23 protein-coding genes are annotated in these 23573 nt (G+C 52.7%); 15 read left to right on the top strand and 8 right to left on the bottom strand.

From position 1 onward, the window contains the following. Positions 1-150 precede the first annotated feature (150 nt). Entirely contained in the window at positions 151-2025 is a 1875-nt protein-coding gene (gene dsbD, locus QKW35_RS20280) for a protein-disulfide reductase DsbD (RefSeq protein WP_282356065.1), read from the top strand. A 253-nt stretch (positions 2026-2278) separates the two neighbouring features. Here the strand turns inward: dsbD and QKW35_RS20275 are convergent, their stop codons facing one another. Continuing rightward, on the bottom strand, positions 2279-2728 hold the full coding sequence (locus tag QKW35_RS20275) for an acyl-CoA thioesterase (RefSeq protein ID WP_282356063.1): 450 nt from the start codon (positions 2726-2728) through the stop codon (positions 2279-2281). Positions 2729-2863: 135 nt separating this feature from the next. Here QKW35_RS20275 and QKW35_RS20270 point away from each other — a divergent pair, with 135 nt between their 5' ends. Then, positions 2864-3733, top strand: a complete 870-nt coding sequence (locus QKW35_RS20270) for a LysR family transcriptional regulator (RefSeq protein WP_282356062.1) — start codon at positions 2864-2866, stop codon at positions 3731-3733. Between the two features lie 182 nt (positions 3734-3915). Next, entirely contained in the window at positions 3916-4308 is a 393-nt protein-coding gene (locus QKW35_RS20265) for a ribonucleotide reductase subunit alpha (protein ID WP_282356061.1), read from the top strand. A 91-nt stretch (positions 4309-4399) separates the two neighbouring features. Here the strand turns inward: QKW35_RS20265 and ppsR are convergent, their stop codons facing one another. Next, positions 4400-5221 (bottom strand): posphoenolpyruvate synthetase regulatory kinase/phosphorylase PpsR, encoded by an 822-nt coding sequence (gene ppsR / locus QKW35_RS20260; protein ID WP_282356059.1) that lies wholly within the window; start codon positions 5219-5221, stop codon positions 4400-4402. 109 nt (positions 5222-5330) lie between these two features. After that, on the bottom strand, positions 5331-5867 hold the full coding sequence (locus QKW35_RS20255; RefSeq protein ID WP_282356057.1) for a peroxiredoxin-like family protein: 537 nt from the start codon (positions 5865-5867) through the stop codon (positions 5331-5333). 117 nt (positions 5868-5984) lie between these two features. On the opposite strand from QKW35_RS20255, the gene QKW35_RS20250 reads away from it, so the two are divergent. The 4 genes from QKW35_RS20250 (at position 5985) to QKW35_RS20235 (ending at position 9970) form a co-directional block, all read left to right on the top strand. After that, positions 5985-6728, top strand: a complete 744-nt coding sequence (locus QKW35_RS20250) for an AraC family transcriptional regulator (RefSeq protein WP_282356055.1) — start codon at positions 5985-5987, stop codon at positions 6726-6728. Between the two features lie 26 nt (positions 6729-6754). After that, positions 6755-7009: a DUF2164 domain-containing protein gene (locus QKW35_RS20245; protein WP_282356054.1), complete on the top strand. Its 255-nt coding sequence runs from the start codon at positions 6755-6757 to the stop codon at positions 7007-7009. Positions 7010-7249: 240 nt separating this feature from the next. Continuing rightward, entirely contained in the window at positions 7250-9622 is a 2373-nt protein-coding gene (ppsA, locus tag QKW35_RS20240) for a phosphoenolpyruvate synthase (protein ID WP_282356052.1), read from the top strand. Positions 9623-9763: 141 nt separating this feature from the next. Further along, positions 9764-9970 carry a dodecin gene (locus QKW35_RS20235; protein ID WP_282356050.1) on the top strand — a complete coding sequence of 69 codons (207 nt, stop codon included), beginning with the start codon at positions 9764-9766 and terminating at the stop codon, positions 9968-9970. 108 nt (positions 9971-10078) lie between these two features. Here the strand turns inward: QKW35_RS20235 and QKW35_RS20230 are convergent, their stop codons facing one another. Both QKW35_RS20230 and QKW35_RS20225 read right to left on the bottom strand, forming a co-directional pair. Further along, positions 10079-10624: a hydrolase gene (locus QKW35_RS20230; protein WP_282356048.1), complete on the bottom strand. Its 546-nt coding sequence runs from the start codon at positions 10622-10624 to the stop codon at positions 10079-10081. A 52-nt stretch (positions 10625-10676) separates the two neighbouring features. Continuing rightward, complete coding sequence (locus QKW35_RS20225; protein WP_282356046.1) at positions 10677-11873, bottom strand: Bcr/CflA family multidrug efflux MFS transporter; 1197 nt, start codon at positions 11871-11873, stop codon at positions 10677-10679. Positions 11874-12377: 504 nt separating this feature from the next. On the opposite strand from QKW35_RS20225, the gene paaY reads away from it, so the two are divergent. The 3 genes from paaY to QKW35_RS20210 all read left to right on the top strand — a co-directional run bounded on the left by paaY (position 12378) and on the right by QKW35_RS20210 (position 14512). Beyond that, positions 12378-13004 carry a phenylacetic acid degradation protein PaaY gene (paaY, locus tag QKW35_RS20220; protein WP_282356044.1) on the top strand — a complete coding sequence of 209 codons (627 nt, stop codon included), beginning with the start codon at positions 12378-12380 and terminating at the stop codon, positions 13002-13004. A gap of 113 nt (positions 13005-13117) precedes the next feature. After that, positions 13118-14029, top strand: a complete 912-nt coding sequence (locus QKW35_RS20215; RefSeq protein WP_282356042.1) for an SPFH domain-containing protein — start codon at positions 13118-13120, stop codon at positions 14027-14029. Between the two features lie 39 nt (positions 14030-14068). Then, on the top strand, positions 14069-14512 hold the full coding sequence (locus QKW35_RS20210) for an NfeD family protein (RefSeq protein WP_282356040.1): 444 nt from the start codon (positions 14069-14071) through the stop codon (positions 14510-14512). Between the two features lie 55 nt (positions 14513-14567). Here QKW35_RS20210 and QKW35_RS20205 read toward each other — a convergent pair whose 3' ends face one another. The 3 genes from QKW35_RS20205 to paaX form a co-directional block, all read right to left on the bottom strand. Next, positions 14568-15197 (bottom strand): DUF2889 domain-containing protein, encoded by a 630-nt coding sequence (locus QKW35_RS20205; protein WP_282356039.1) that lies wholly within the window; start codon positions 15195-15197, stop codon positions 14568-14570. Between the two features lie 80 nt (positions 15198-15277). Then, on the bottom strand, positions 15278-16591 hold the full coding sequence (locus tag QKW35_RS20200) for an FAD-dependent oxidoreductase (RefSeq protein WP_282356038.1): 1314 nt from the start codon (positions 16589-16591) through the stop codon (positions 15278-15280). A 164-nt stretch (positions 16592-16755) separates the two neighbouring features. Next, positions 16756-17676 carry a phenylacetic acid degradation operon negative regulatory protein PaaX gene (paaX, locus tag QKW35_RS20195; protein ID WP_282356037.1) on the bottom strand — a complete coding sequence of 307 codons (921 nt, stop codon included), beginning with the start codon at positions 17674-17676 and terminating at the stop codon, positions 16756-16758. Between the two features lie 786 nt (positions 17677-18462). Here paaX and QKW35_RS20190 point away from each other — a divergent pair. The 5 genes from QKW35_RS20190 (at position 18463) to QKW35_RS20170 (ending at position 23287) form a co-directional block, all read left to right on the top strand. Next, positions 18463-19488 (top strand): TRAP transporter substrate-binding protein, encoded by a 1026-nt coding sequence (locus tag QKW35_RS20190; RefSeq protein WP_282356036.1) that lies wholly within the window; start codon positions 18463-18465, stop codon positions 19486-19488. An 11-nt stretch (positions 19489-19499) separates the two neighbouring features. Next, positions 19500-20015: a TRAP transporter small permease gene (locus QKW35_RS20185; protein WP_282356035.1), complete on the top strand. Its 516-nt coding sequence runs from the start codon at positions 19500-19502 to the stop codon at positions 20013-20015. Between the two features lie 37 nt (positions 20016-20052). Next, complete coding sequence (locus QKW35_RS20180; protein ID WP_282356033.1) at positions 20053-21381, top strand: TRAP transporter large permease; 1329 nt, start codon at positions 20053-20055, stop codon at positions 21379-21381. Positions 21382-21458: 77 nt separating this feature from the next. After that, positions 21459-21944 carry a universal stress protein gene (locus QKW35_RS20175; RefSeq protein ID WP_282356031.1) on the top strand — a complete coding sequence of 162 codons (486 nt, stop codon included), beginning with the start codon at positions 21459-21461 and terminating at the stop codon, positions 21942-21944. Positions 21945-22324: 380 nt separating this feature from the next. Then, positions 22325-23287 carry an MBL fold metallo-hydrolase gene (locus tag QKW35_RS20170; protein ID WP_282356030.1) on the top strand — a complete coding sequence of 321 codons (963 nt, stop codon included), beginning with the start codon at positions 22325-22327 and terminating at the stop codon, positions 23285-23287. The last annotated feature ends 286 nt before the right edge of the window (positions 23288-23573 follow it).

The raw sequence follows: 23573 nt of genomic DNA, 5'->3' as shown, positions 1-23573 counted from the left end.
ATGGGCATCGGGCGCGGTTGCAGTGGTACAATTGTCTCAAGGCGGCAGAGCCGTGATCTTCGATATGGTCGTTTGGTTTTTCTTGTGAGCTGAGAACTCTACCCGCATCCAGTGGTCAATGAGTCGTGGCTTTCAGGCTAAGGACATAAAGTGAATAGCGTACGCAAGTTTTCAGCATACTTATTAGTGATCTTCAGCAGTTGGCTGGTGTTTGCATCCAGCGCGCAGGCTGGGCTCTTTGGTCAGGCGGCCAATCCGTTTGGTAGCAGCGGGCCTGTTGATGTGGAAGAAGCATTTGTGTTTGGGTTTGTTCAGGAGGGGAACAACCACCTGCAGCTGAACTGGATGATGCCCGACGGTTACTATCTCTACCGTGATCGGATGGAGATTAAGACGGGCGATAACATTAAGCTGGTTGAGCGTGTAAACGCTCCCGCGAAGTCTAAGGAAGATCCGTTATTCGGCAATGTCTGGGTGTATTACGACCGGGCAGAAGTAGATCTGACACTGAGCAGTGTTGCAGATGCACCAGCGGACGGCGTGCTCGAAGTGACGTATCAGGGCTGCTGGGAAGGCGGGATCTGTTATCCCCCGGTGACCAAGTCAGTAGACCTGTCGGCAATCAGTAAATTTATAGCACCGGTAGCCGCGGCTGCGACGATCGATAGCGGTGCTACATCGAATGTAGCAGTTGCTGCAGCCCCTCCTGTTCTGGAAGCAGAGCAAGATCGATTTGCCCGTTTGCTGAGTGGCGATGACCTGCTGCTCACTCTAGGCGCATTTTTTGTTGCCGGACTGGCTTTGGCGCTGACACCTTGTGTTTTCCCGATGATCCCGATTCTCTCCAGCATAATTGCCGGGCAGGGGCGTAAGATTACCGCGGGGCGGGCGCTGTTCCTATCGCTGATTTACGTATTGGCTGTCTCTGTGACCTACACCATCGCCGGTGTGATTGCAGGCCTGTTTGGTGAAAACCTGCAGGCAGCGTTCCAGAATCCATGGATCATCAGTACCTTTGCCGGCGTATTTGTGTTGCTGGCGTTGTCGATGTTTGGTTTCTACGATCTGCAGCTGCCGAACCGTTGGCAAACCAAACTGAACAACATGAGCCACAATCAGAAAGGCGGTACCGTGACCGGTGTGGCGGTAATGGGCTTTCTGTCTGCACTGATTGTAGGGCCTTGTATGGCTGCTCCGTTGGCGGGTGCCCTGATCTACATCGGACAGAGTGGTGATCCGGTATTGGGTGGTGCTGCGCTTTTCAGTCTGAGCCTGGGTATGGGCGTGCCGCTGCTGTTGGTCGGTGTGTCCGCAGGTAAGCTGTTACCAAAAGCCGGCGTTTGGATGGAGTCGGTGAAGGCTGGCTTTGGTGTGATGTTGATCTTGCTGGCGATCTGGATGCTGGATCGTGTTGTGGCCACTGAGGTGACCATGCTGCTCACCGCCGCGGTATTGATCGCTAGTGCAATTTTTATGCATGCGCTGGATCGTTTGCCGGAACATGCCGGAAGCTGGCTGCGTATTTGGAAAGGCGCAGGGGTGATCATCCTGATTTATGGTTCTGCACTGCTGGTTGGTGCCTTGTCCGGTAACCGCAGCATGATCTATCCGCTCCAGGGCGTAGCCGTAGGTGCCGGGTCCGTGGCGGCGATGCCTGCGCTACCGTTTAAGAAAGTGACAACGCCGATGGAGCTGGATCAGTTGCTGGCAGCAGCTAAACAAAACGGCAAGCCGGTGATGCTCGATTTCTACGCTGACTGGTGCATATCCTGCATCGAACTGGAAACCTATACCTTCGCTGATCCGGCAGTGCAGCGTTCGCTCAGAGGCTTTGAGGTGATCAAGGTGGATGTCACCAGCAATGATGCGGATGCCAAGGCGCTGAACAAGGAGTATGACGTTATTGGGCCGCCTGCGCTGATTTTCTTCGACCAGTCCGGTGTGTTGCATAAGAACATGACGCTGATCGGTGTTGCAGAGCCTGAGGATTTTGTTACGCACATTGCGCGTCTATCCGACACATAATAAAGCCCTCAAAGCCCTCCTGAGTAATGAAGGGAAACCCTGGTGAAGAGATTTCTCGAAGCGATCGCTTTGAGTAATGTAATTCGTGCGGTAGCCGTAGATCCCGATAAAGAAAAAGATCTGTGTACGGAATAAAAAATGCCCCGGCAGTGCGTTGTGCTGTCGGGGCAAATGCTCTGTGGTGGCTTGGGGTATTACCCACAGAACACAACGATGATCCTCAGGATCCTTGCCCTGAAAGGGCAATGTCTCCTCAATCGAGCATTTCTGGCTCGCTGTACTCAAGCTTCAAAATAGCGTCCCGCATGACCGCAGGCACGTCCGCAATAATGTTCTGGTTGTAATCAACACAGACCACCATTGATTCCCCCTCAGCAGCAATCGCATCATGCTCCAGGCTGTACACAACGTGGTACATCTTGAATCGATCCCTCTGCATCTGGGTGACCCGTGTGGCAACGATAATGCGGTCAGGGTAGGTCAGTGGAATCCGGTAGCGGCAGTTGGTATCGCGCAGGATTGGACCCACGCCAGTTTCATCCATAATCGCTTTGTAACCACACTCCTCCAGGTAGGCCATACGAGCTGATTCAAAGTGCTTCAGATATACCAGGTTGTTTACATGCTGCATGGCATCCATATCGCCCCATACAACGGGCAATTCAATCTGGATCGGGTAGCTGTTCAGAAGCTCTGTGTTCACGTTGTTCTCCATCTCCTGTCTTACTGTATCTATTAAGCCTGACTCTTTCGGATAATTTAAATTTTTAATTATTATCTTTTCTATAAATATGATTTATTCGAAGTGGGTGTATCGGTAATTAGTGAAGAGGGCAGTATGGAGATTCGGCAGATCAGGTATTTCCTGGCGGTACAGGAAACCGGCAGCTTTACCAAGGCTGCAGAAAAAATGTTTGTGACGCAGCCGGCGCTCTCCACGGCGATCAAAGCGCTGGAGGAGGAGCTGGGGGCAGAGCTGCTGGTGCGCAAGCCAAAGCGGATCAGTCTGACACCGGCAGGACTGCGCTTCCGCGACCGGGCGTTTGCAATCCTGGCTGAATGTAATGCGGCAAAGCGGGATTTGATGGATGTGCGGGACCAGCGCCAGCTTCGGCTCGGCGTGCTGGACACCCTGAACACACCGCCGGTAAACGCACTGCTGCACGATTTTCGGATGACCTATCCGGATGTGCTGCTTCATCTGCACAGTGGCAGCAAGGGCGATCTGGCGCAAAAGCTTGGCCAGGATAAGGTGGACCTGTTGATAACCTCCCTCTCCGGTGAGGAGGAATCGCATACCACACTGCCGCTGTATCAGGAGCGGTTTGTACTTTTTGTGCACCGTCAGCACCCACTGGCGACGCGTGCCAGTGTGCATCTGGCGGATCTGCACGAGCTGCCGTTTGTTCTGCGTAAAAACTGTGAGGTGCTAAATGAAGGTAAGCGGGTCTTCTTGTCCGAGCAGGCACAGCCGCACCTGACTTGCCGTACTGAGGAGGATGGCTGGGCCCTGTCGATGGTGCAGAATAATCTGGCCGCCGCGATTATGGGGGAAACCATCAATGCCCCGGATGTGGTAAAGATCCCGATCGTGGATTTCGGGTTGCTGCGTACCGTCGGTTGTTTATGGCGAGCGCACAGTGATCCGCTCGGGGTAAAGCAGTTTACCGACTTTGCAGCGCAAAAAAGCTGGGCAATGGCCGTGTGAAGGCGATAATCAGCGGAGTTTGATGGGGTACCTCGAACGAGGTAGATATGGGGCTGCTGCCCCCGGCTGGTGTGGTTTTAGTGTTTTATGGGCGGAATTTTCCGGAAGGAGTTCTGTTGATATTGATCAAGAAGCGCAGGCGCTAACGCTCTAAAGTGGGGGTATCGAACTTGGAGGTCCCTATGAGTAATCAATTTAAGGAGTTGTTGGACGCTGCGCGCAAACAGGACGAGCCACAGCGTTTACTGTTCCTTTTTGCCCAGATTGAGAAGCTGGACAGTAAAAAGCATAAGCAGCGTCAGCATGGCTCTGTTGTACCATTGATGTGTGTAGATAAGTTGCCGGCGGATCTGACCGATTTTGCTGCGCTGGCTGCGGAGGCCGACCAGGTATCCGCCGACTGGGATTTTATGCTCGCAGCCGGGTTGCCGGGAAAAAATGGATTGCCGCCATCGACTGATGATGCCGACCCGCATCTGAACAAGATGGCCAATGACCTGATGATGGGGGCAGATCTGTCCCGTTACCTGATTTTGGATCGACAGGGGAATCCGGTTGCCATGCAGGCAAACTGATCTGTCCTTTGCGATTGATTGGCGCGTAGCCCGGAAGAACTCCGGGCTTTTTTGTGCCTGACTGCCAGTGATTGAAACTGGCGTGCTGGATTCAGGCCCCTTTACGCTTCAGGCCTGCGTCCGCCATGATGCGTGTGGCGATCTCTTCAATGGAGAAGGTGGTGGTGTTGATGCTGCGAATGCCTTCCTCCCGGAAGATTCGCTCAACCACGCGTACTTCGGTGTCACACTGATCCAGAGAAGCGTAGCGGCTGTTTGGGCGCCGCTCCTGACGGATTGCAGACAGCTGGAAGGGTTCAATCGTCAGGCCGTACAGTTTGTCGCGGTGTACCTCGAGAAAGTCCGGTAGCTTTCGGTGATGAATGTCATCTTCGGTCAGCGGGTAATTGGCTGCACGTATACCGTACTGCATTGCCATATAGAGGCAGGTTGGGGTCTTACCACTGCGGGAAACGCCCAGCAAAATGATATCGGCGCGGTCGTATTGCTGGATGCGACCGCCGTCGTCGTTGTCCAGCGCATAGTTTACCGAGTCGATACGATCTTTGTATCTGTTCACTTCACCGATCGCATGGGAGCCACCAACGGAGTATGACGAGCGGGTTTGCAGTTCGTTTTCCAGCGGATTGAGAAAGGTGGAGAACACATCGATCTTAAAGCCATCGCTCTGGCTCAGAATACGACGAATCTCTTCGTTGACGATGGTATCGAAGATGATTGGGCGGGCGCCGTCCGCCATGCAAGCGTCGTTGATCTGTTTAATAGCCGCTTCTGCCTTGGGCACGTTGTCGATGTACGGAAGCGTGACTTTTTCAAAGTTAATCTCTTCAAATTGCGCCAGCAAGCTGTTACCCAGCGCTTCGGCGGTGATGCCGGTACCGTCAGAGATAAAAAATGCAGTGCGTTTATTCATAAGTGTGTGCCGTACGTCTCAATCCGTGGTGGACGGCACTATAGCAGATTTGCCATACGAACCGAATTGACCCATGCCTTGGGTGGCATGGGTCAGGTGTGGACGGGGGTTATACGTCGCCGGTGTACTCACCGCGTGCCGGGTAGTTGTTGGCAATCGCAAAGTCGAGTGCGCCAATTAGCTCGGAGAAATGAGGGCGCACGAATGGCATGGTCTGCACAGACCCGTAGTAAAGGGTTTGCTCAGGCGTGACCATAAACAGGCCGGGCTCAGAGAACAGTGCTGGCTCTTCAATGCCGATTGAGGTTTTGCCGCGTGAAGTGGAAATATACAGGCCCCACTCTTTGGCTTTGCTCAGATCCAGGCCGTAACCGATGCGCAGTTTCTCAGCGCTGATTTTGTCCTGCATTGCGCGTGCACGCTCTTCGGTGTCGGAGCTGATCGCAATGGTGCTGACACCACGTTTGGCGAACTCTTCCGCTAGTTTTTCAAGCTCTTTCAGGTAGGTGGCGCAGATGGGGCAGTGCAGTCCGCGGTAGAAGCAGATTACGGTGCCGCGGTCTGAGTTTTCGCTGGAAAGTTCAAAGCGGCCCTGATCAAGGGTGTCGACGCTCAGGTCTGGGGTTTTCTGGCGTGGAATAAGCATGCGGGTGTTCCTCAAAATAAATACGGTGCATATGGTTGTTTTAAAGCCTAGCAGGGCGTACTGTTATAAAAATCCCAAATATATGATTCAAACATCGAAATGAGCCGATTTGACAGATTGTCCGCATTGATTTCCCGATTCTCTCTCTCTGTGATACCGGAGCAGGGCGGGGCTGCAAACCTGCTGGTGCTATGTGATGGTGATTCTGACGTGCCCACACGGGTGTTGTTATCGCCCCTGCGCGTGATAGAACTGCCCGATGAGCTGAACGAAGCCAATGTCATGTTTCGGGCTTGCACCGATTGGGGTGGGCAGGCCAATCCGCTGTTGTCGGCGTTGCCGAGCCTGATGGAGCTGGAAATCTCCAGCAATGCGGAGACGGTGATGCTGGTGCGCCTGCTGAAAGCGGAGAGTGAGGCACAACGTTGTGGTTATGGTTCTGTACTCAATCGCCTGGGTGAAGTGCTGATGGTTCGTCTGCTGCGCGCCCAGATCCAGTTGGGGGCAACCGAGCCGGGCGTTCTGAGCGGGTTGGCCGATCCACGTATCAGTCGTGCGATCGTTGCAATTCACGAGCGGCCAGACAAATCCTGGCGGAATGAAGAACTGGCCCAAGTCGCGGGGTTGTCGCTCAGCCGTTTCGCCGAGTTGTTTGTTCTTGTGGTCGGAGAGACGCCGATGGCCTATCTGCGTCGCTGGCGCATGGTGCTGGCGCGCCAGGACGTGGAGCGCGGCGAGCGAATTCAGACGGTTGCGCGTCGTTACGGTTATGGCTCCGGGGAAGCATTAAGTCGCGCCTTCCGTCGTCAGTTTGGGGAGAGCCCATTGGCGCTGCGCCGGGAAGCAGCCGCAGCCAATTAAGAGAGGAATTAAGAGAGGAAAGGAATATGGCGGATATTAAGTTCTCAGAGGATGAGAAGTCGCTGCTGGTTTCAAAGCTAAAGCGTTATTTCGACGCTGAGCTGGATCAGGAATTGGGACAGTTTGATGCGGAGTTCCTGCTGGATTTTATCTCCAGGGAGATTGGAGCTTATTACTACAACCGTGGTCTGGCTGATGCCCGGGTTGTCGTGCAAAGCCGTCTGGATCAGATAGATGACGCAATCTACGAGATCGAAAAGCCGACGGATTTATCCCGTTGATTCAATTCAGTAGAATGATTAGGGAGCCTGCGAATAAATCGAGATTTTATCTACGGGGTATTCAGGCTTTGTTGCAGGTTCCTTGGCCAAACACGCATTTAGTTCGAGGTGGGTTTGATTGATCTGTACCAACCCAGTTGTAAATTGTTCTCATCTTTTTTCTTAAACTGAAGTATTATTTGGCCCTCATAACGATAATCGGAACATGATTTAAGCACGAGCGAGTGGGAGAAAATCAGAGTGCAGGATTACGTACTGCGCCTTGACCAGGTGGGCATGAACGATGTCGAAACGGTCGGTGGTAAGAACGCGTCACTGGGTGAGATGATCAGCCAGCTGAGTAGCGCGGGCGTTAAGGTACCAAATGGATTTGCGACTACAGCCGAGGCTTTCCGTGACTTCCTGAAGCACGGTGGGCTGGAAGAGAAAATCAATCAAACTCTGAAATCTCTGGACGCGGACAACGTCATCGAGCTGGCTGATACCGGCAAAATGATTCGCGGCTGGATTATGGATGCGCCATTCCAGCCCAAGCTGGATAAGGCGATCGAAACCGCATTCTCCGAAATGTGCGGTGATAACCCAAACCTGTCAGTCGCCGTGCGTTCATCTGCAACAGCGGAAGACCTGCCAGACGCCTCCTTCGCAGGTCAGCAGGAAACCTTCCTGAACATCCGTGGCTTGGACAACGTAAAACACGCGATCAAAGAGGTGTTTGCGTCCCTCTACAACGACCGCGCGATCTCCTACCGCGTACACCAGGGCTTCGAGCACAGCGAAGTGGCTCTGTCTGCAGGTATCCAACGCATGGTACGCAGTGAAACTGCAGCGTCCGGCGTAATGTTCACCATCGACACCGAATCCGGTTTCCCACACGTAGCCTTCATTACATCGGCGTACGGTTTGGGTGAAACCGTTGTGCAGGGTGCAGTGAACCCGGATGAATTCTACGTATACAAGCCAACGTTGCAGATGGGGGCTCCAGCCATCCTGCGCCGTAACCTGGGCGCGAAAGCGATCAAGATGGTGTACACAAACGATGCCAGCGCAGGTAACGCGGTTGAGACCGTGAGCGTGCCGGTCGAGCAGCGTAATCAGTTCTCCATCAACGATGACGATGTGCAGGAACTGGCGCGTCTGGCTGTGATTATCGAAAAACACTACGGCCGTCCGATGGATATCGAATGGGCGAAAGACGGTGATGATGGCGGTCTGTACATCGTTCAGGCACGTCCAGAGACTGTAAAAAGCCGTGACAAGAGCACCGTGATCGAGCGTTATCTGCTGAAAGAAACCGGCAAGTGTCTGGTGGAAGGTCGCTCTATCGGTCACCGCATTGGCTCAGGTCCGGTTCGCATTGTGCACGATATCTCCGAAATGCACCTGGTGCAGCCGGGTGAAGTGCTGGTAACCGACATGACCGACCCAGACTGGGAGCCGGTGATGAAGAAAGCCGCAGCGATTGTCACCAACCGTGGTGGCCGTACCTGTCACGCAGCGATCATTGCGCGTGAACTGGGTATTCCGGCGATTGTCGGTTGTGGCGACGCGACGGACGTGTTGAAAGATGAGCAGGTTGTAACTGTTTCCTGTGCGGAAGGTGATACCGGTCGTGCGTATGAAGGTCGGTTGGACTTTGAACACCAGACCAACAACGTTGAATCGATGCCGAGCCTGCCGTTCGACATCATGATGAACGTGGGTAACCCGGATCGTGCGTTTGATTTCCAGTCTCTGCCAAACTCCGGTGTGGGCCTGGCGCGTCTGGAGTTCATCATTAACCGGATGATCGGTGTGCACCCAAAAGCACTGCTGAACTTTGACGAGCAGTCCCGCGATCTGCGTCAGACCATCGAGCGTCGTATCGCCGGTTACGGTGACCCGGTTGAGTTCTACGTTGAGCGTTTGGTGGAAGGTATCTCCACCCTGGCAGCTGCGTTCTATCCGAAGAAAGTGATCGTACGTATGTCCGACTTCAAGTCCAACGAGTACGGCCACCTGATCGGCGGTGAGCACTATGAGCCAAGCGAAGAGAACCCAATGCTGGGTTTCCGTGGTGCTACACGTTATATCTCTGAAGACTTCCGTGACTGCTTCGAGCTGGAATGCCGTGCGCTGAAGAAGGTTCGCGATGAGATGCGTTTCACCAACGTAGAGATCATGGTGCCGTTCGTGCGCACCGTGGGTGAAGCGCGCCAGGTTGTGGATCTGTTGGCAGAGAATGGCCTGAAACGTGGTGAAAACAGTCTGCGTGTCATCATGATGTGTGAAATCCCATCCAACGCGCTGCTGGCGGACCAGTTCCTGGAATACTTCGATGGTTTCTCCATCGGTTCCAACGATCTGACTCAGCTGACTCTGGGGCTGGATCGTGACTCCGGTGTAATTGCGCATCTGTTCGATGAGCGCGACGATGCCGTTAAGCGCCTGCTGGAAATGGCGATTGATGCCTGCCGCGCACAGGGTAAATACATCGGTATCTGTGGCCAGGGACCGTCCGACCACCCGGATTTGGCATATTGGCTGATGGAAAAAGGGATCAGCTCTGTATCCCTCAATCCGGACTCTGTACTGGATACCTGGTTCTTCCTCTCCAACAGCGAAAACGACTAAACGCTCTCTCTGCAAACAGCCGCCCACCCGGGCGGCTGTTTTGATTTATCCTTTCTCTTTCCTGTTCCTCGTCTTTTGGCGGCTTTCAGCTTCGTCGGCTATGTTGATTAGAACAATTAAAGCCAAAGAGGAGCGGCGGCAATGGGTGATCACATCTACAAAAAAGTTGAAGTGGTAGGGTCTTCCAAGGTCAGTATTGACGATGCGATTGCACAGGGGATCGAACGTACTTCAAAAACCGTGAACAACGTTGAGTGGTTTGAGGTGAAGGAAATACGTGGTCATGTGGAAGATGGCAAGGTAGGCCATTTCCAGGTGGTGATGAAGGTGGGTTTCAGGCTCGACTGAGCTATTGATTATTGTGCTGGGCAATACCCGCTTCGCGGATTGGCCAACCTACACATCACTGACCAGTAGGTTGGCCTTCGCGAAGCGAAGCCCAACAACGAGTGGTACTTACCGTAGATAGTTCTTGCTGATATAGCGGAACTTCTCGTTATTTGCGGTTTGCAGCCACTCAAAAGCAACCATTTCGCGGCTCACAATGTAGATGCCCGCCTGGCGCATGCGTTGCAGTGCCAACTCTTTATCTTTCGGGTTGCGGGAGGAGACACAATCTTCAACCACGTACACTTCGCGTGCCTGTTGTTTCAGCTGTAGACAAGTCTGCAATACGCATACGTGTGATTCGGTACCGGCGACGATGACCTGACTTGGGCGAATCGCATTGATCTTCTCGTTGCAGGTCGGATCAGACATGCAGGAAAAGCTCATCTTTTCCATAAAGCCGTCTTGTGGTAGCACATCCAGCAGCGCTTCTGCAGTACCACCCAGGCCCTGTGGGTATTGTTCAGATGTAAGAACTGGGATCTCCAGATGGTTGGCGATCTCCGCCAGCCAGCGGGTGTTTTCTACAACTGCTTCGCCTTCGTGGATCGCCGGCAGCAGCTTTTCCTGCAGGTCGATCACCAGCAGGCAGGATTTGTTAGGTTGAATCAGCATTATCTTTCTCCCTCTGATTGCCGCTCAGGATAACCTCAGGCAACCGCGCTGGCTATGCTTGAGGTTGATCTTTTTGCCGCAGAAACAGTAGATAGCTCACCAGTGTAAGCGAGCCCATACTGGCAATAGCAACGGTCATCACCAGAGGGGTATCGCTATACATGTGACCGACGATAATCCCAACGGATGCGGCAACGACCGACTGCAGGAATCCAAGCAGCGAAGATGCGGTGCCCGCGATATCGGAAAACGGTGCCAGTGCGCCGCCCATGGACAGTGGCATCACCATGCCGACACCTATCATGAATAGGAGCTGGGTTGCGATCAGCCAGCCGAGGGTGTCTTTCTGAAGCAGTGACGGCACAGCCATCGCTATCCCTGCAACGGTCGCGATGATCGCACCCTGCAGCAGCATCTTGCGCTGACCGACATACACGCTGAAACGTTGTACCAGTTGGGTGCCGATCATGTACCCACACACCACTATGGTGAAGTAGAAACCAAAATGTTCTTCTGCAACGCCGAAGAAATTGATCAGCACAAAGGATGAAGCTGAAAGGAAGCAGAACAGACCGGAATACACAAAGCTGCACGTCAGGGTGAAGCCAATGTACTCTCGATGGCATAGCAGGCGTTGATAGGAACTTAAGATACTGCTCAGGTTAAAGGGTTTCTTGTACTCGTCCTTCAGGCTTTCCTGCACTTTCATACCGTAAACGGCCATCAGGACAAAACCGAAAAATGCCAAAAACAGGAAGATCGCCTGCCAATCAAACCAGATTATCAGGCCTCCGCCGAATATAGGCGCGACAGCGGGGGCCAAGGCCATAATGGTGCCGATTAACGCAAGAACCGGGGCTGCCTTCTCGGGGCCGTGAATATCACGCACCATGGTGCGGCCGAGTACCGGTCCGCCACAGGCTCCCAGTGCCTGTACAAAGCGGAATGCCATCAGTTGTTCAACGGAGGTGGCCATCGCACACCCGATGGATGCCAGTGAGAAAATTGCCAGGCCTGCCAACATGATCGGTTTGCGGCCAAATCGATCCGCAAGGGGGCCATATAACAGCTGTGCCAGCGCAAAACCTGCAAAAAATACCGACAGGGTCAGCTGCATCTGGTCGATGCTGGTGTGTAGATCGTCGGTCATGCGTGGCAGGGCAGGGAGGTACATATCCGTCGAGAGCGGACCTAGCGCAACAGCCGCTGCAAGCGTGAGAATCGTGGCAAGGGCGTGAGGTGAAAACATTGTGGCTCCGAAATCATACAGCGGACAGACGCAGGCGACAGGTTATACCACTGTTTTCAGTAAAAAAGCAGGTTCATCTAGCCCGTAGCTAAAGGGCTAAGTAAATTTTTTGTATCAGAATCACTGCAAGTGCCCGGATAGTGAGGCGGCCATGCGTTGTTCTGATTTTGGAACAGTGCGTCGCAATGTTGTTCAAGCCACTCAAGAGGAGTGGCTTCGGTTCTTACGGGTTTTTTTCAAGCTTAACTGCCAGCCTTTAGAGGGTAGCAAACCCGACATTGGTCGATATATGCGATACCAAAAAATATACAGAAAAATAAAATATGTGTCATTATGGGGTGTGAAATCATAGCCATAAAATTTCACCGAATGCTGTGCCCTTGGCTGCCAAGTGTTGATTGGTGATTGAGTTGCTTGTCAGCAATAGCTGACAGGTAAGGGTATTTGCTTAGTTGTGGCTATGGTATAAGACGGTAGTCGCTCTTGAGCCTGGAGATATATGGAATGAAAGTTTATGCCATCGACGGAATTACACCGGTTGTAGATCCAACTGCATATGTACACCCGACTGCGGTGTTGATTGGTGATGTGATTGTTGGTCCGCGCTGCTATGTGGGGCCCGCAGCCTGTCTGCGCGGTGACTTCGGTCGGCTGATCCTGAAAGAGGGTGCGAACATTCAGGACACCTGCGTCATGCACGGTTTTCCCAACAGCGATACCGTGGTGGAAGAGGATGGTCATATCGGACACGGCGCGGTGTTGCATGGCTGTACCATCAAGAAAAATGCACTGGTGGGCATGAATGCGGTCATTATGGATGGTGCCGTAGTGGGCGAGTCCTCCATTGTGGCGGCGATGGCATTTGTAAAAGCCAAGTTTGAAGTACCCGAGCGTACGCTTGTGGCGGGATCCCCGGCAAAGGTGATTCGTGAGCTGTCCGAGGGTGAAATCTCCTGGAAGAGTGCGGGTACACGTCAGTATCAGGACTTGGCTGTACGCAGTCTGAATACCATGGAGGAAGTCGATGCGCTGACTGAGATTGAACCGGATCGTAAGCGCTTAAACATCGATGTTGAGGAAGTTATTCCGCTGTATAAATTGAAAGAGCAGCAGGCAAATAAAGGGGAGTAACGCACCCGCCTGCAATGCAAATGCCTCAAAACACTGCTATACAAAGCTAGGGGGTGGGGTGCCGGCACCGGTCGCCCCCAAAACTTTTCAAAACGCTACATAAGGATTTTGTGATGTTTGGCTTTGAAATAGCAGTGGGCGTTATTCTGATCTTCGCTCTTGCGTTGATCTTCTCTGGTGTAAAGATGGTACCGCAAGGGTACAACTGGACGGTTGAGCGCTTCGGGCGCTACACACGTACGATTTCTCCTGGATTACACCTGATTATTCCCGTCATCGATCGCGTTGGTAGTAAAGAGAACATGATGGAGCAGGTTCTTGACGTACCACCACAGGAAGTGATCAGTTCCGATAACGCGCAGGTCACCACCGATGCGGTGTGTTTCTTTCAGATTCTTGATGCAGCTAAAGCTGCGTATGAGGTAAACGACCTCTATCGGGCGATGCAGAATCTGGTGATGACCAATATTCGTGCCGTGCTGGGGTCCATGGAGTTGGACGCGATGTTGTCCAACCGTGATGCCATTAATAGCCAATTGCTGACCAAAGTGGATGAGGCGACCGATCCCTGGGGAGTGAAAGTGACCCGTGTAGAGATCCGTGATATTTCGCCGCCACAAGATCTGGTGGATGCGATGGCGAACCAGATGAAGGCTGAACGCGAGAAGCGTGCCGCTGTACTGCAGGCCGAAGGTGAGCGTGAAGCTGCGATCAAGGTGGCGGAGGGGCAGCGCCAGGCGCAGATTCTGATTGCGGAAGGTGAAAAGGAAGCGGCATTCCGTGAAGCGGAGGCGCGTGAGCGCGCGGCTGAAGCAGAAGCTAAGGCCACTCAGGTCGTATCGGATGCAATTTCTCAAGGTAACCCGCAAGCTTTAAACTACTTTGTGGCGCAGAAATATGTGGAGGCGTTGGGGCAGATAGCGTCCGCAGAAAACGAGAAGGTTGTGTTGATGCCGCTGGAAGCGGGCAATGTGATCGGTTCTGTTGCGGGTATCAGTGAAATGCTGAACTCCGTGAAGAAGTAACAGGAACCAGTGGGAGCATGGGTACGATGGAGAATCCAGTTGTTTGATGCTATTACCACATGGCATTGGCTGACGTTGGCAGTCGTGCTATTAATTCTTGAAGTGCTCGGCACCAGTGGTTTTCTGCTGGGGATTGCTGTGGCCGCACTATCGATGGCCGGTGTGGTAGCGCTGGACCTAACACCCGCCTGGCAGCATCAGCTGTTGTTGTTTTCTCTGCTGGCGGTAGTGTTTACGCTGCTCTATTGGAAGGTTTTTAGGCGTTTTAATGATCAGTCCTCAGAGCCGCTGCTTAACGATCGCGCTGCGCAGCTTATCGGGCGACGGGTTGTGCTCGAGGACACGCTGGTGGGTGGTCAGGGCCGGGTGCGCATAGGTGATACATTGTGGAAAGCTGAAGCGGATCAGGAGCTGGCGGCAGGGACTTCAGTTGAGGTTTGGGCCAGTGAGGGGATGACCCTGAAGGTTCGCGCGATCGATTAATCAACCAACAGCCCTGTGATGCAGGGCTGCCTTCTGTCGAATCGACTCGCATCTGTTAGTGCTCTGAGGCTGGGTCTGCGTGTTTGCTCTCATTAGCTGAGGAGGCGATGACCTCAAGCGGTGAGCTGCTTTTTTTACTCTGATAAAAGTGCGGCCAGTATTGCTGCACTACTCCACCTTTAGAGTCCATGGTGTGACACATATCCAGCATCGGTGGTTTTTGGTCGCCATCGGTCCAGCCCTCCTGTATCTCCCTCTCATGATGTGTGGCCTGGTAGGCTGTAGTGGCAACCGGCCCCAGCAGTTCGAGTAGGTGCGTGCAGCCGTTCACACCACCGAACATCTCACGGGTGAGTTTGGTAAAGCCCGGCTTGATCTGCACGCCAATCAGGCGCTTGTAGCTATCGGCAATGCTTGGGCAGCCCTTGAACGGTGTGGCATCCATGCTGGCTGCGACATCCAGTATATTCAGATCCAAATCGATGGTGAGGCGTATCGCCATGCTGTGCACGGGTTCACCTGCAGGCAGAATACCCTCATCCCGGTCTTTAAGTTCAATCGGCATGTTTTTGGTATCGAGCAAGTGGCCTTCGATATCCCACAATCCGTCCTCCCGCTTGTAGCCTTCACAAACGACACGACGGGTGTGCTGCTGGACACGGTTGGCAGGGCTTGGCAGTGGCATGGTTCTAATCTCTGTACGGAATGAAAATAAGCCGCACACGATTATGTGGCGGCTTTATGTTGCTGTGATGACGCTGTGGTTTAATCGAGCAGTGCGAGCATTTCGTCAACGCGGGTGAATTTCTCGCGTGGTTTGTCGCCTTCGGCACGTTCGATCTCTGCGTTGTTGATTATCTGCCAGTCTGGGAAGGATACGGAGCGCACGTGGCGCGTATCCAGTAGCGCGGCAATGTGATCAAAACCAGGCTTAGTGCTGGTTTCAGTATTTGCTTCCAGATCAGAAATAATCTGTTTGGCGACGGTCATGGCTTCGGCGCGGTTGGCAGGGATTACACCTTGCGGGCCACGTTTGCACCAACCGGAGGTGTAAACGTTCTGTTCTACGCGGCCGTCTTCGTTGCGAACGATACCGCGGCCGGAATCAAACGGCATGCCTTCAATCGGTTCGCTCTCGTAGCCAATTGCAGAGATAATGGTTTGTACATCCAGCTCGAAATATTCGCCGGTGCTCTCGGCGCGGCCTTCAATCATGCGGTTCTTTTCGAGTTTCAGGCCAGAAACACATCCGTCTCTATGGGTGATTTCAACCGGAGAGGCGCAGAACATAATATGCAGGCGTACCGGTTTGCTGTCTGCGCTGTTTGCTGCATAGTTACGCAGGGTTTCCAGGTTCTGATTAACCGTGTTGGCACTGCGTGGATCAAAGTCATCCGGCAGGGCTGCGGGGATCTGAGCTGGGTCTACCAGCGTAACGCAGCGTTCCAGTTCGGCAAACTCGCTCAACTCCATGTTGGTGAAGCTGGCTTCCAGTGGTCCGCGGCGGCCGATTAAGTAGATATCCCGTACCGGAGATTCGCTGATTGTTGCTGCCGCATCGGCAGTGATATCGGAGCTGGATAGCTCAGACGGCGTTTTTGCGATCACACGGGCGATATCGAGTGCTACGTTACCATTACCAATAACTGCGATACCTGTGCCATCGAGCTTCGGCTCAAGGCCCGTTTTATCCGGATGGCCGTTGTACCAAGCGACAAATTCACCGGATCCGTAAACGCCTCTCAGTTGATCGCCGGGAACGCCCAGTGCACGATCCTTCACGGCGCCGATGGTAACCGCAACTACGTCGTAGCTGTCTTTGAGTTCCTGGTAAGTAATGTCGCTACCGATATGTACGTTACCCACAAAGCGCACATTATCCCGGGCAAAGGTGCGCTCTAACTGACGGACAATATTTTTGGTGCCCTGGTGGTCAGGTGCGACACCTGCACGCACCAAACCAAACGGTGTTGGTAGGCGGTCAAAGATATCGACTTGTGCGTCTTTCAACTTTTTGGCCAGCATGTCAGCGATGTAGCAGCCGGATGGGCCGCTACCGATGATGGCGATGTTGGTCATTATTCTCTCTCCGGGTAAATCTTAGCCAGGCAACGTACCAGGCGTGTCCATACCGTATGTGGCGTTTGTGATCCGCTGCATGTTCAGGCTGCAGGTGCAGTTCGGTACGGTTAGTATGGGTGTTGTGCAGGTTAGCGGCGCTAATCCCGCAGGGAGGCATCTGGTTAGAGGCCTCCAAATCGTTTGTAGAATTGTGGCGCTGGTTCCGGCAGTGGCCCATCGGCCGTTTCCTGGGTGGCAGACAGATACTCTTCTGCCTTAGTCTGCACCATGCGGTAGATGTTGCGTGCCAGGATGCGTGCGGACGTCCCTGCCCATTCGGCCGGTAACAGTTTTTCGGGTAACTGTGGATCACGCAGCAGTACACGGCGGTAGTGGTGGATCATCAGTGTACGGAGCTGGAAGCACTGTTCCGGATCGAGGTCTTCCGCGGTTTCTAGGGAACGCAGTATTGGCCGGAAGCGTTCCAGGAAGGTCTGGTAGTCTTCAGACAGCTGCTGCAGATTCCAGCACTCGTGTACCAGTTCTTTCAACGGTGCGGATGTTTGCATGCCAATGAGTTGTGATTCCATATGGATCACTTCATTGTTTACGCACAGTTCCTGCAGGGTGCTATTTACCTCGGCCATATCAGCCATCGGGTGAGCCATTACACCTGGAGAAATGTTACCAAATCCAAGCCACTCCATCTCTTTTTTGACAACTTTTCGCAGTTCGACATCCAACTGAGTGGTAATCACCAGATCCCATTTACCATCCCATTCAGGATAGAGCTGTGCATAGATTCGGCGGAATGCGCTTTCGAATCGACGTCGGCCGGTGTCTGTCAGGCTATAGTAACTGCGGCGTCCTACCTGTGTTGAGGTCAGCCAACCTTCCTTGGTAAGACGGAAGATAGAGGTGCGAACCAAGCGCTGATTCAGGCCCAGTGGCTCCAGCAGCTTGATAAGGCTGCCCAGCCAAACGGTGCCGCCACGCGGGGAGATCGCATCACCATAGATGGTAATGATCAGTGAGCCACCGCGGATTGGGCGCTGGTTTTTGAATTCTTCTACAAGTTCTTCGATACAGCGAAGTTTCGTCATCAAAAATTCTGCATGTCATCAGTTACGGCCTGGTGCGGCATAAGCCCGTCGCAAGCCCTTAATTTACTGGGAATTCTAGTGTTTCCGGCGTGTGCCTTCAACTGAACTATGGAAGGGCTATTACCGGATTATGCGTCTAACGGATGGTTGACATGCTAAGTGTGATACACTAATTTCGTCAATAGATAGTATTTCTGTGTCATTAATTGAGGCGAGAGTTGATGCTGTTAGGCGGTAATCTGGTGGTAAAAAGTGAGATCCGATGGGGTGTTGCTTCTTTATGTAGCCACATACGCCACAGGCTCAGTGAACGTGTCATATACAAGTTAGCTGAACAATACCGTAATGCTATTCGTCTCTTTAATAGGGTGGGCATTGCATTTATTGCGAAAGAAGCTTGTTCATAGAAAAGGTATATAAATGAAACTTGAATGTAATTAATATGTTAATTATATTCGGGTTGTGGTCTCGATAATTTCCGAATAGGAAAGAGTTTTGTGATCTGATGTCGGTTTCTGACCACAACGGAACTGGAGTATCTTTGACAGTGATCAATTTTTGTTGCTTCGTACAACTCCCGAACGTTCTACGGATGGCAATTGATACAAAGTTTGATTTGGCTGGTGCTTCGTTTGTAGCATAACCTGCGTTATGCTCAATATTCAGGGTTCACTCAGTTATATGCTGGTAGTAATGGACCCGCAGGTAACACCTGTTTCTACTTTATATAAAAATAAGCAAACCACGCGTTCAAGCGTGTATTTTAAAAGCCAGGAGAGAAAACCAATGATAAGAAGAAATTTCCTGAAAACAGCTGCAGCTGTAGGTTTGGGTCTGACTCTGTCCACGTCTGTAATGGCGGAAACAGTAATGCGTGTAGCAAGCTGGCTGCCGCCAACCCACCCTCAAAACGCGGTTGTTTGGCCTACTTGGGGTAAGTGGGTTGAGGAAGCTACTGAAGGTCGCGTTAAGATCAAAATCGAATACGGAATGGGTCACCCTAAAACCATGTTCGAGCTGGTAGAAGACGGCGTTGTTGACGCAAGCTTCAGCTACCACGGTTATGTGCCAGGTCGTTTCAAACTGACGCAGGTTGTTGAACAGCCTGGTCTGGGTGCAAACGCAGAAGCAGCGTCTGTTGCTCACTGGCGTGTAAACGAAAAATATTTCTCCAAAGCGAACGAGCACGACGGTCTGGTACTGGCGGCACTGTTCACTCATGGTCCTGGCCAGATTCACATGGCTAAGCCAATCGACTCCCTGTCTGACCTGAAAGGTAAGAAGATCCGCATCGGTGGTGGTGTTCAGGGTGAAATCGGTAAACGCCTGGGCGTAACTGCTGTAGGTGCTCCTGCTCCTAAAGTGTACGAGATGATGCAGCAGGGTGTTATCGACGGTGTATTCATTCCAATGGGCGAGCAGAAAACGCTGCGTCTGAAGGAAGTTGCACGTAACGTTGTCGCGCTGCCTGGCGGTATGTACCTGGGTTCTTTCTCCATGTTCATCAGTCCTGACTTCATGGACAGCCTGAGCGACAAGGATCGCGACGCCATCATGAGCGTGTCTGGCGAGAAATTGTCTGCACTGGCTGGTCGCGCATGGGATGCGGGTGATGCTGAAGGTTACGCTGCGGCTAAGGAAGCAGGTGTTAACCTGAATGAAGTTGCCGTTGATGGGCCTATGGCCAAAGAGTTTCAGGACGTTGCAAAAGGTATGGATGAAGCGTGGATCTCTCACGTGAAAGATCGCGGTGTTGATGCCAAAGCTGCTCTGTCCGAGCTGCGTGAAATCGCACGTGCTTACGGTAAATAAGGAGTCACCGTATGACATTTAGTGCCTGGATTACAGCGCACTACGAAGAGAAAGGGCCAGTCAAATGGCTGGCCTTTGCTCTGGAGTTAGTGGCGGCTGTGACACTGTTTTTGCTGATGGCTCTGACCTGTGCAGATGTAGTGGGTCGCTACTTCTTTGATAACTCCGTAGATGGCGCCACTGAGCTGACAGAGATCGGCATTGCCATCCTGGTCTTTGCTGAAATGCCGGTTATTACCTGGCGGGGTGGACACGTAGTCGTTGATATTCTCGACCGTATGCTGGGAAGCACGGTTTTGAAAGCGCTGGGATTGTTCTCTGCATTCCTAATCTCTACATCTCTATATTTTCTGGCTGAACGGATCTACTTCCTGGCCGAGCGTTCCCTGCGTCGCGATGAGGTTACCGAATACCTCGAGCTGCCAGTGGGTCTGATTATTCAGTACATTGCTGTAATGAGCTGGGTAACAGCAGGTGCAATGATCACCTATGGCGTATACCGCCTCCTGTTCCTTTCTCGTAACTAAATAACGATTATTATAAAGCTAGACAGGTAATTTCAGCATGACAGTAGCACTGATTGGCTTTGCTATTCTGTTGGTCCTGATCGTTGTTGTTCGTATCCCGATTGCATTTTCCATGGGGATCGTGGGCTTCTTCGGTTTTGCGTACATGCAGGGCCTGACCTTTGACAACATCGGAGACTTCCGATGGACGGGCTCTTTGTCCATGGCTGCTAAACGTGTGGTCGATACCGCACAGGAATACAGTCTGTCCGTTATCCCTCTTTTCATCCTCATGGGTAACCTGGTAACAAAATCAGGCCTCTCCCATGAGTTGTACCGCGCATCCAATGCGTTCCTGGGCCACCGCAAAGGCGGTCTGTCCATGGCGACCGTTGTGGCATGTGGTGGTTTCTCTGCAATCTGTGGTTCCAGTCTGGCGACGTCCGCAACGATGGCGAAGGTTGCAATGCCTCCAATGCGCAAATACGGTTACGCCGATTCGCTGGCAACTGCATCCATCGCAGCGGGTGGTACCCTGGGTATCCTGATTCCACCAAGCGTAATTCTGGTGATCTACGGACTGCTGACCGAGACCAGTATCCGCGAGCTGTTTGCGGCGGGCTTTATCCCTGGCTTTCTGGGTATTCTGCTCTACCTGGCAGCGGTACGTTATGTGGTATGGCGCAACCCGGCGGCTGGTCCTTGCGGTGAAAAGCTAAGCTGGCCGGAGCGTGTCCAGGCACTGAACGGTGTTTGGGGTGTGCTGATTCTGTTTACTGTGGTGATGGGGGGTATCTACCTGGGTATCTTCACGCCGACAGAAGCCGCAGGTATCGGTGCAGGTGGTGCGTTCCTGATTGCACTGTCACGTAAGACGTTGAATTTCGCAAGCCTGTTCGACATTCTGACGGATACTGCGCGTACCTCTGCGATGCTGTTTGGTGTATTGATTGGTGCGTTGATCTTCTCCAACTTCATCAACCGAGCGGGTTTGCCGGCTGATCTTCTGACCTTTGTGCAAGGGCTGGATGTGTCTCCGATGATGGTTATCTTCGCCATTCTGGGCATCTACATCGTACTGGGTATGGTATTTGAGAGTCTGTCCATGATGCTGTTGACCGTGCCGATCTTCTTCCCGCTGGTGCAGAGCATGGGCTTCGACCTGGTGTGGTTTGGTATCGTCGTGGTTGTGGTAACAGAGATCAGTTTGATCACGCCGCCAGTAGGTATGAACGTGTTCGTGCTAAGTGCAGTACTTCGGGACATCAAAGCGAGCACCATCTTTAAAGGTGTTACCCCGTTCTGGTGTGCAGACATCATCCGTCTGCTGCTGATCACCCTGATCGCACCAATCTCTATGTTCCTGCCGGAACTGTTATACCGCTGATTCTAGACAGAGAGGCCGTGCTACGGCCTCTCGTTTTCTAATACTGACTGTCGCTCGACAGCAAAAGGAATCTTGCCATGCTGCCACAAGTTAAAAAGATCCTGTACGCATCCGATATCGATCATGGTTCCCGTCCTGCTTTCCGTGCCGCGGTGAGTCTGTGTGGTCACTACAACTCTGAAATCACGTTTCTGCACGTAATCGAGCCGCTGAGTGCAACAGCCCAGAGTATCGTCGACACCATGATGAACGATGAGTCTCTGAACGAATTGCACGATCAGAGCATTCAGAATCTGCGCAATAAGCTGACCGAGCGCATCGAACGCTTCTGTGCTCAGGAGCTGGAAGAGAGCGAGATGCTGAAGGAAGGTCAGGCGATCGCACGTGTGGAAGAAGGTGTACCTTGGAAGACCATTCTGGAGGTTGCCGATGATATCGACGCGGACGTCATTGTAATGGGTACCCGCACCCACAGTGGCGTAAGCCAGTTCCTGCTGGGGTCCACCGCAAACAAAGTGATGCACCACACTAAGCGTCCCGTGCTGGTGGTGCCGCTGAAATAAGCGTCTGATGAATGATACAAAACGCGATCGAGCTTCAGGCTGATCGCGTTTTTTGCTTTCTGGCGGAGTGGTTTATTGCGCTCATCAAGGTGGGGCTGTGCGGATTAGAGAGTGAAGCCTGCGATGAGGCGTATGGAACAGATTGTTTCTATTAAGTGCATTAATAACAGCTTTTGATGGTGGCTTGCCTGCTTATTGTTTCCTTATGGGAATATATTTTGTTCACCGAGCCACGGTTATGTTTGTTTGGGATTGGGGTATCTTAACTCAATCCGGTTCTGGGCCTCGCGAGCTGATCGCAGGGGGACAGAGCGCAGATATTCTATGCTGTCTCAGTTGAGATAATCAGAATTAATAAAGATTAACGATAGGAATCAGATATGGCGAAGAAGCCCTTTGCGTCCTCTGCGGACCTCGGTGTAAAGACTGAAACTCTGGAAATTCTGGGTGACGGCGTCTACGCGCTGACGGCAGAAGGTGATCCAAACGTTTGTGCGGTAGAAGGTGAAGACTTCATCGTAGCGTTCGAAGCGCGTGCCACCCCTAAAGCTGCAAACGACTGGCTGGAGCAGCTGCGTGAGCACACTGACAAGCCGATCAAGTATCTGGTTCTGTCTCACTACCACGCGGTACGCGTACTGGGTGCTTCCGCGTTCAACGCTGAATCCATCATTGCACACGAAAAGACCAAATTCCTGATCGAAGAACGTGGTATGCAGGATTGGGCGTCCGAGTTTGGTCGTATGCCGCGTCTGTTCCGTGAGCCAGAAGGTATCCCGGGTCTGACCCACCCAGACATCGTATTCAACGACCGTCTGGAAATCCCGCTGGGTGGCGATCGCGGTAGCCTGATTCTGGAATACTGTGGCCGTGGCCACACTGCAGGTGACATCGTTGCCTGGATCCCTAAACAGAAGGTTCTGTTCGCAGGTGACCTGGTAGAAGCGGCAGCTGCACTGTACACCGGTGATGCTTTCCACTTTGACTGGGCGTCCGGCACACTGGACAAAGTTAAAGCGTACGAAGCAGAAGTTCTGGTTGGCGGTCGTGGTGCGGTTGCACGTGGTCGTGAAGAAGTTGATGCGGCGATCGAACAGACCCGTGGCTTCCTGAACGGCATGATCGAGAAGGTAGGTGAAGTTCACAAGCGTGGCGGCACCCTGAAAGAAGCATTCGAAGCAACTCACGAACACCTGAACCCTAAGTTCGGCATGTGGCCGATCTTTGAACACTGCCTGCCATTCGACGTTCAGCGCCTGTGGGACGAGTTCGAAGGTATCGACTGGCCACGTATCTGGACCGATGAGCGCGATCAGGAAGTTTGGGATCAGCTGCAGGACTGATTGCAGTAACACCTGCTGCCACTCTCTCCAGCAGTAGGTGATTTTTTCGGCATCTGGTGACAACTGTGCCAGAATAGCCGATCTGAAAACGGTGCTGAGGTGAAAACCCAGCGCCGTTTTTCTTTTTATAAGCCGTCAGTCCGGTGCTGCTCTGTGGTGGTGCATGCAGCGGGTAAAGCGCTTGTGTCGCTCATGGCTCACTGCTAGGGTGAAAGAGCTAAAGGCCTGTTAATACTCATTGAATTGTTACTGTTGTGGCTATAAAAGCGCCCATCAAGGCACGAGG

The organism is Pontibacterium granulatum (assembly GCF_029961155.1).
In the GTDB taxonomy this organism is placed as follows: Bacteria; Pseudomonadota; Gammaproteobacteria; order Pseudomonadales; family Balneatricaceae; genus Pontibacterium; species Pontibacterium granulatum.
The sequence above is the reverse complement of the archived record's forward strand: the minus strand, read 5'-3'. Positions and strand labels throughout refer to the sequence as shown.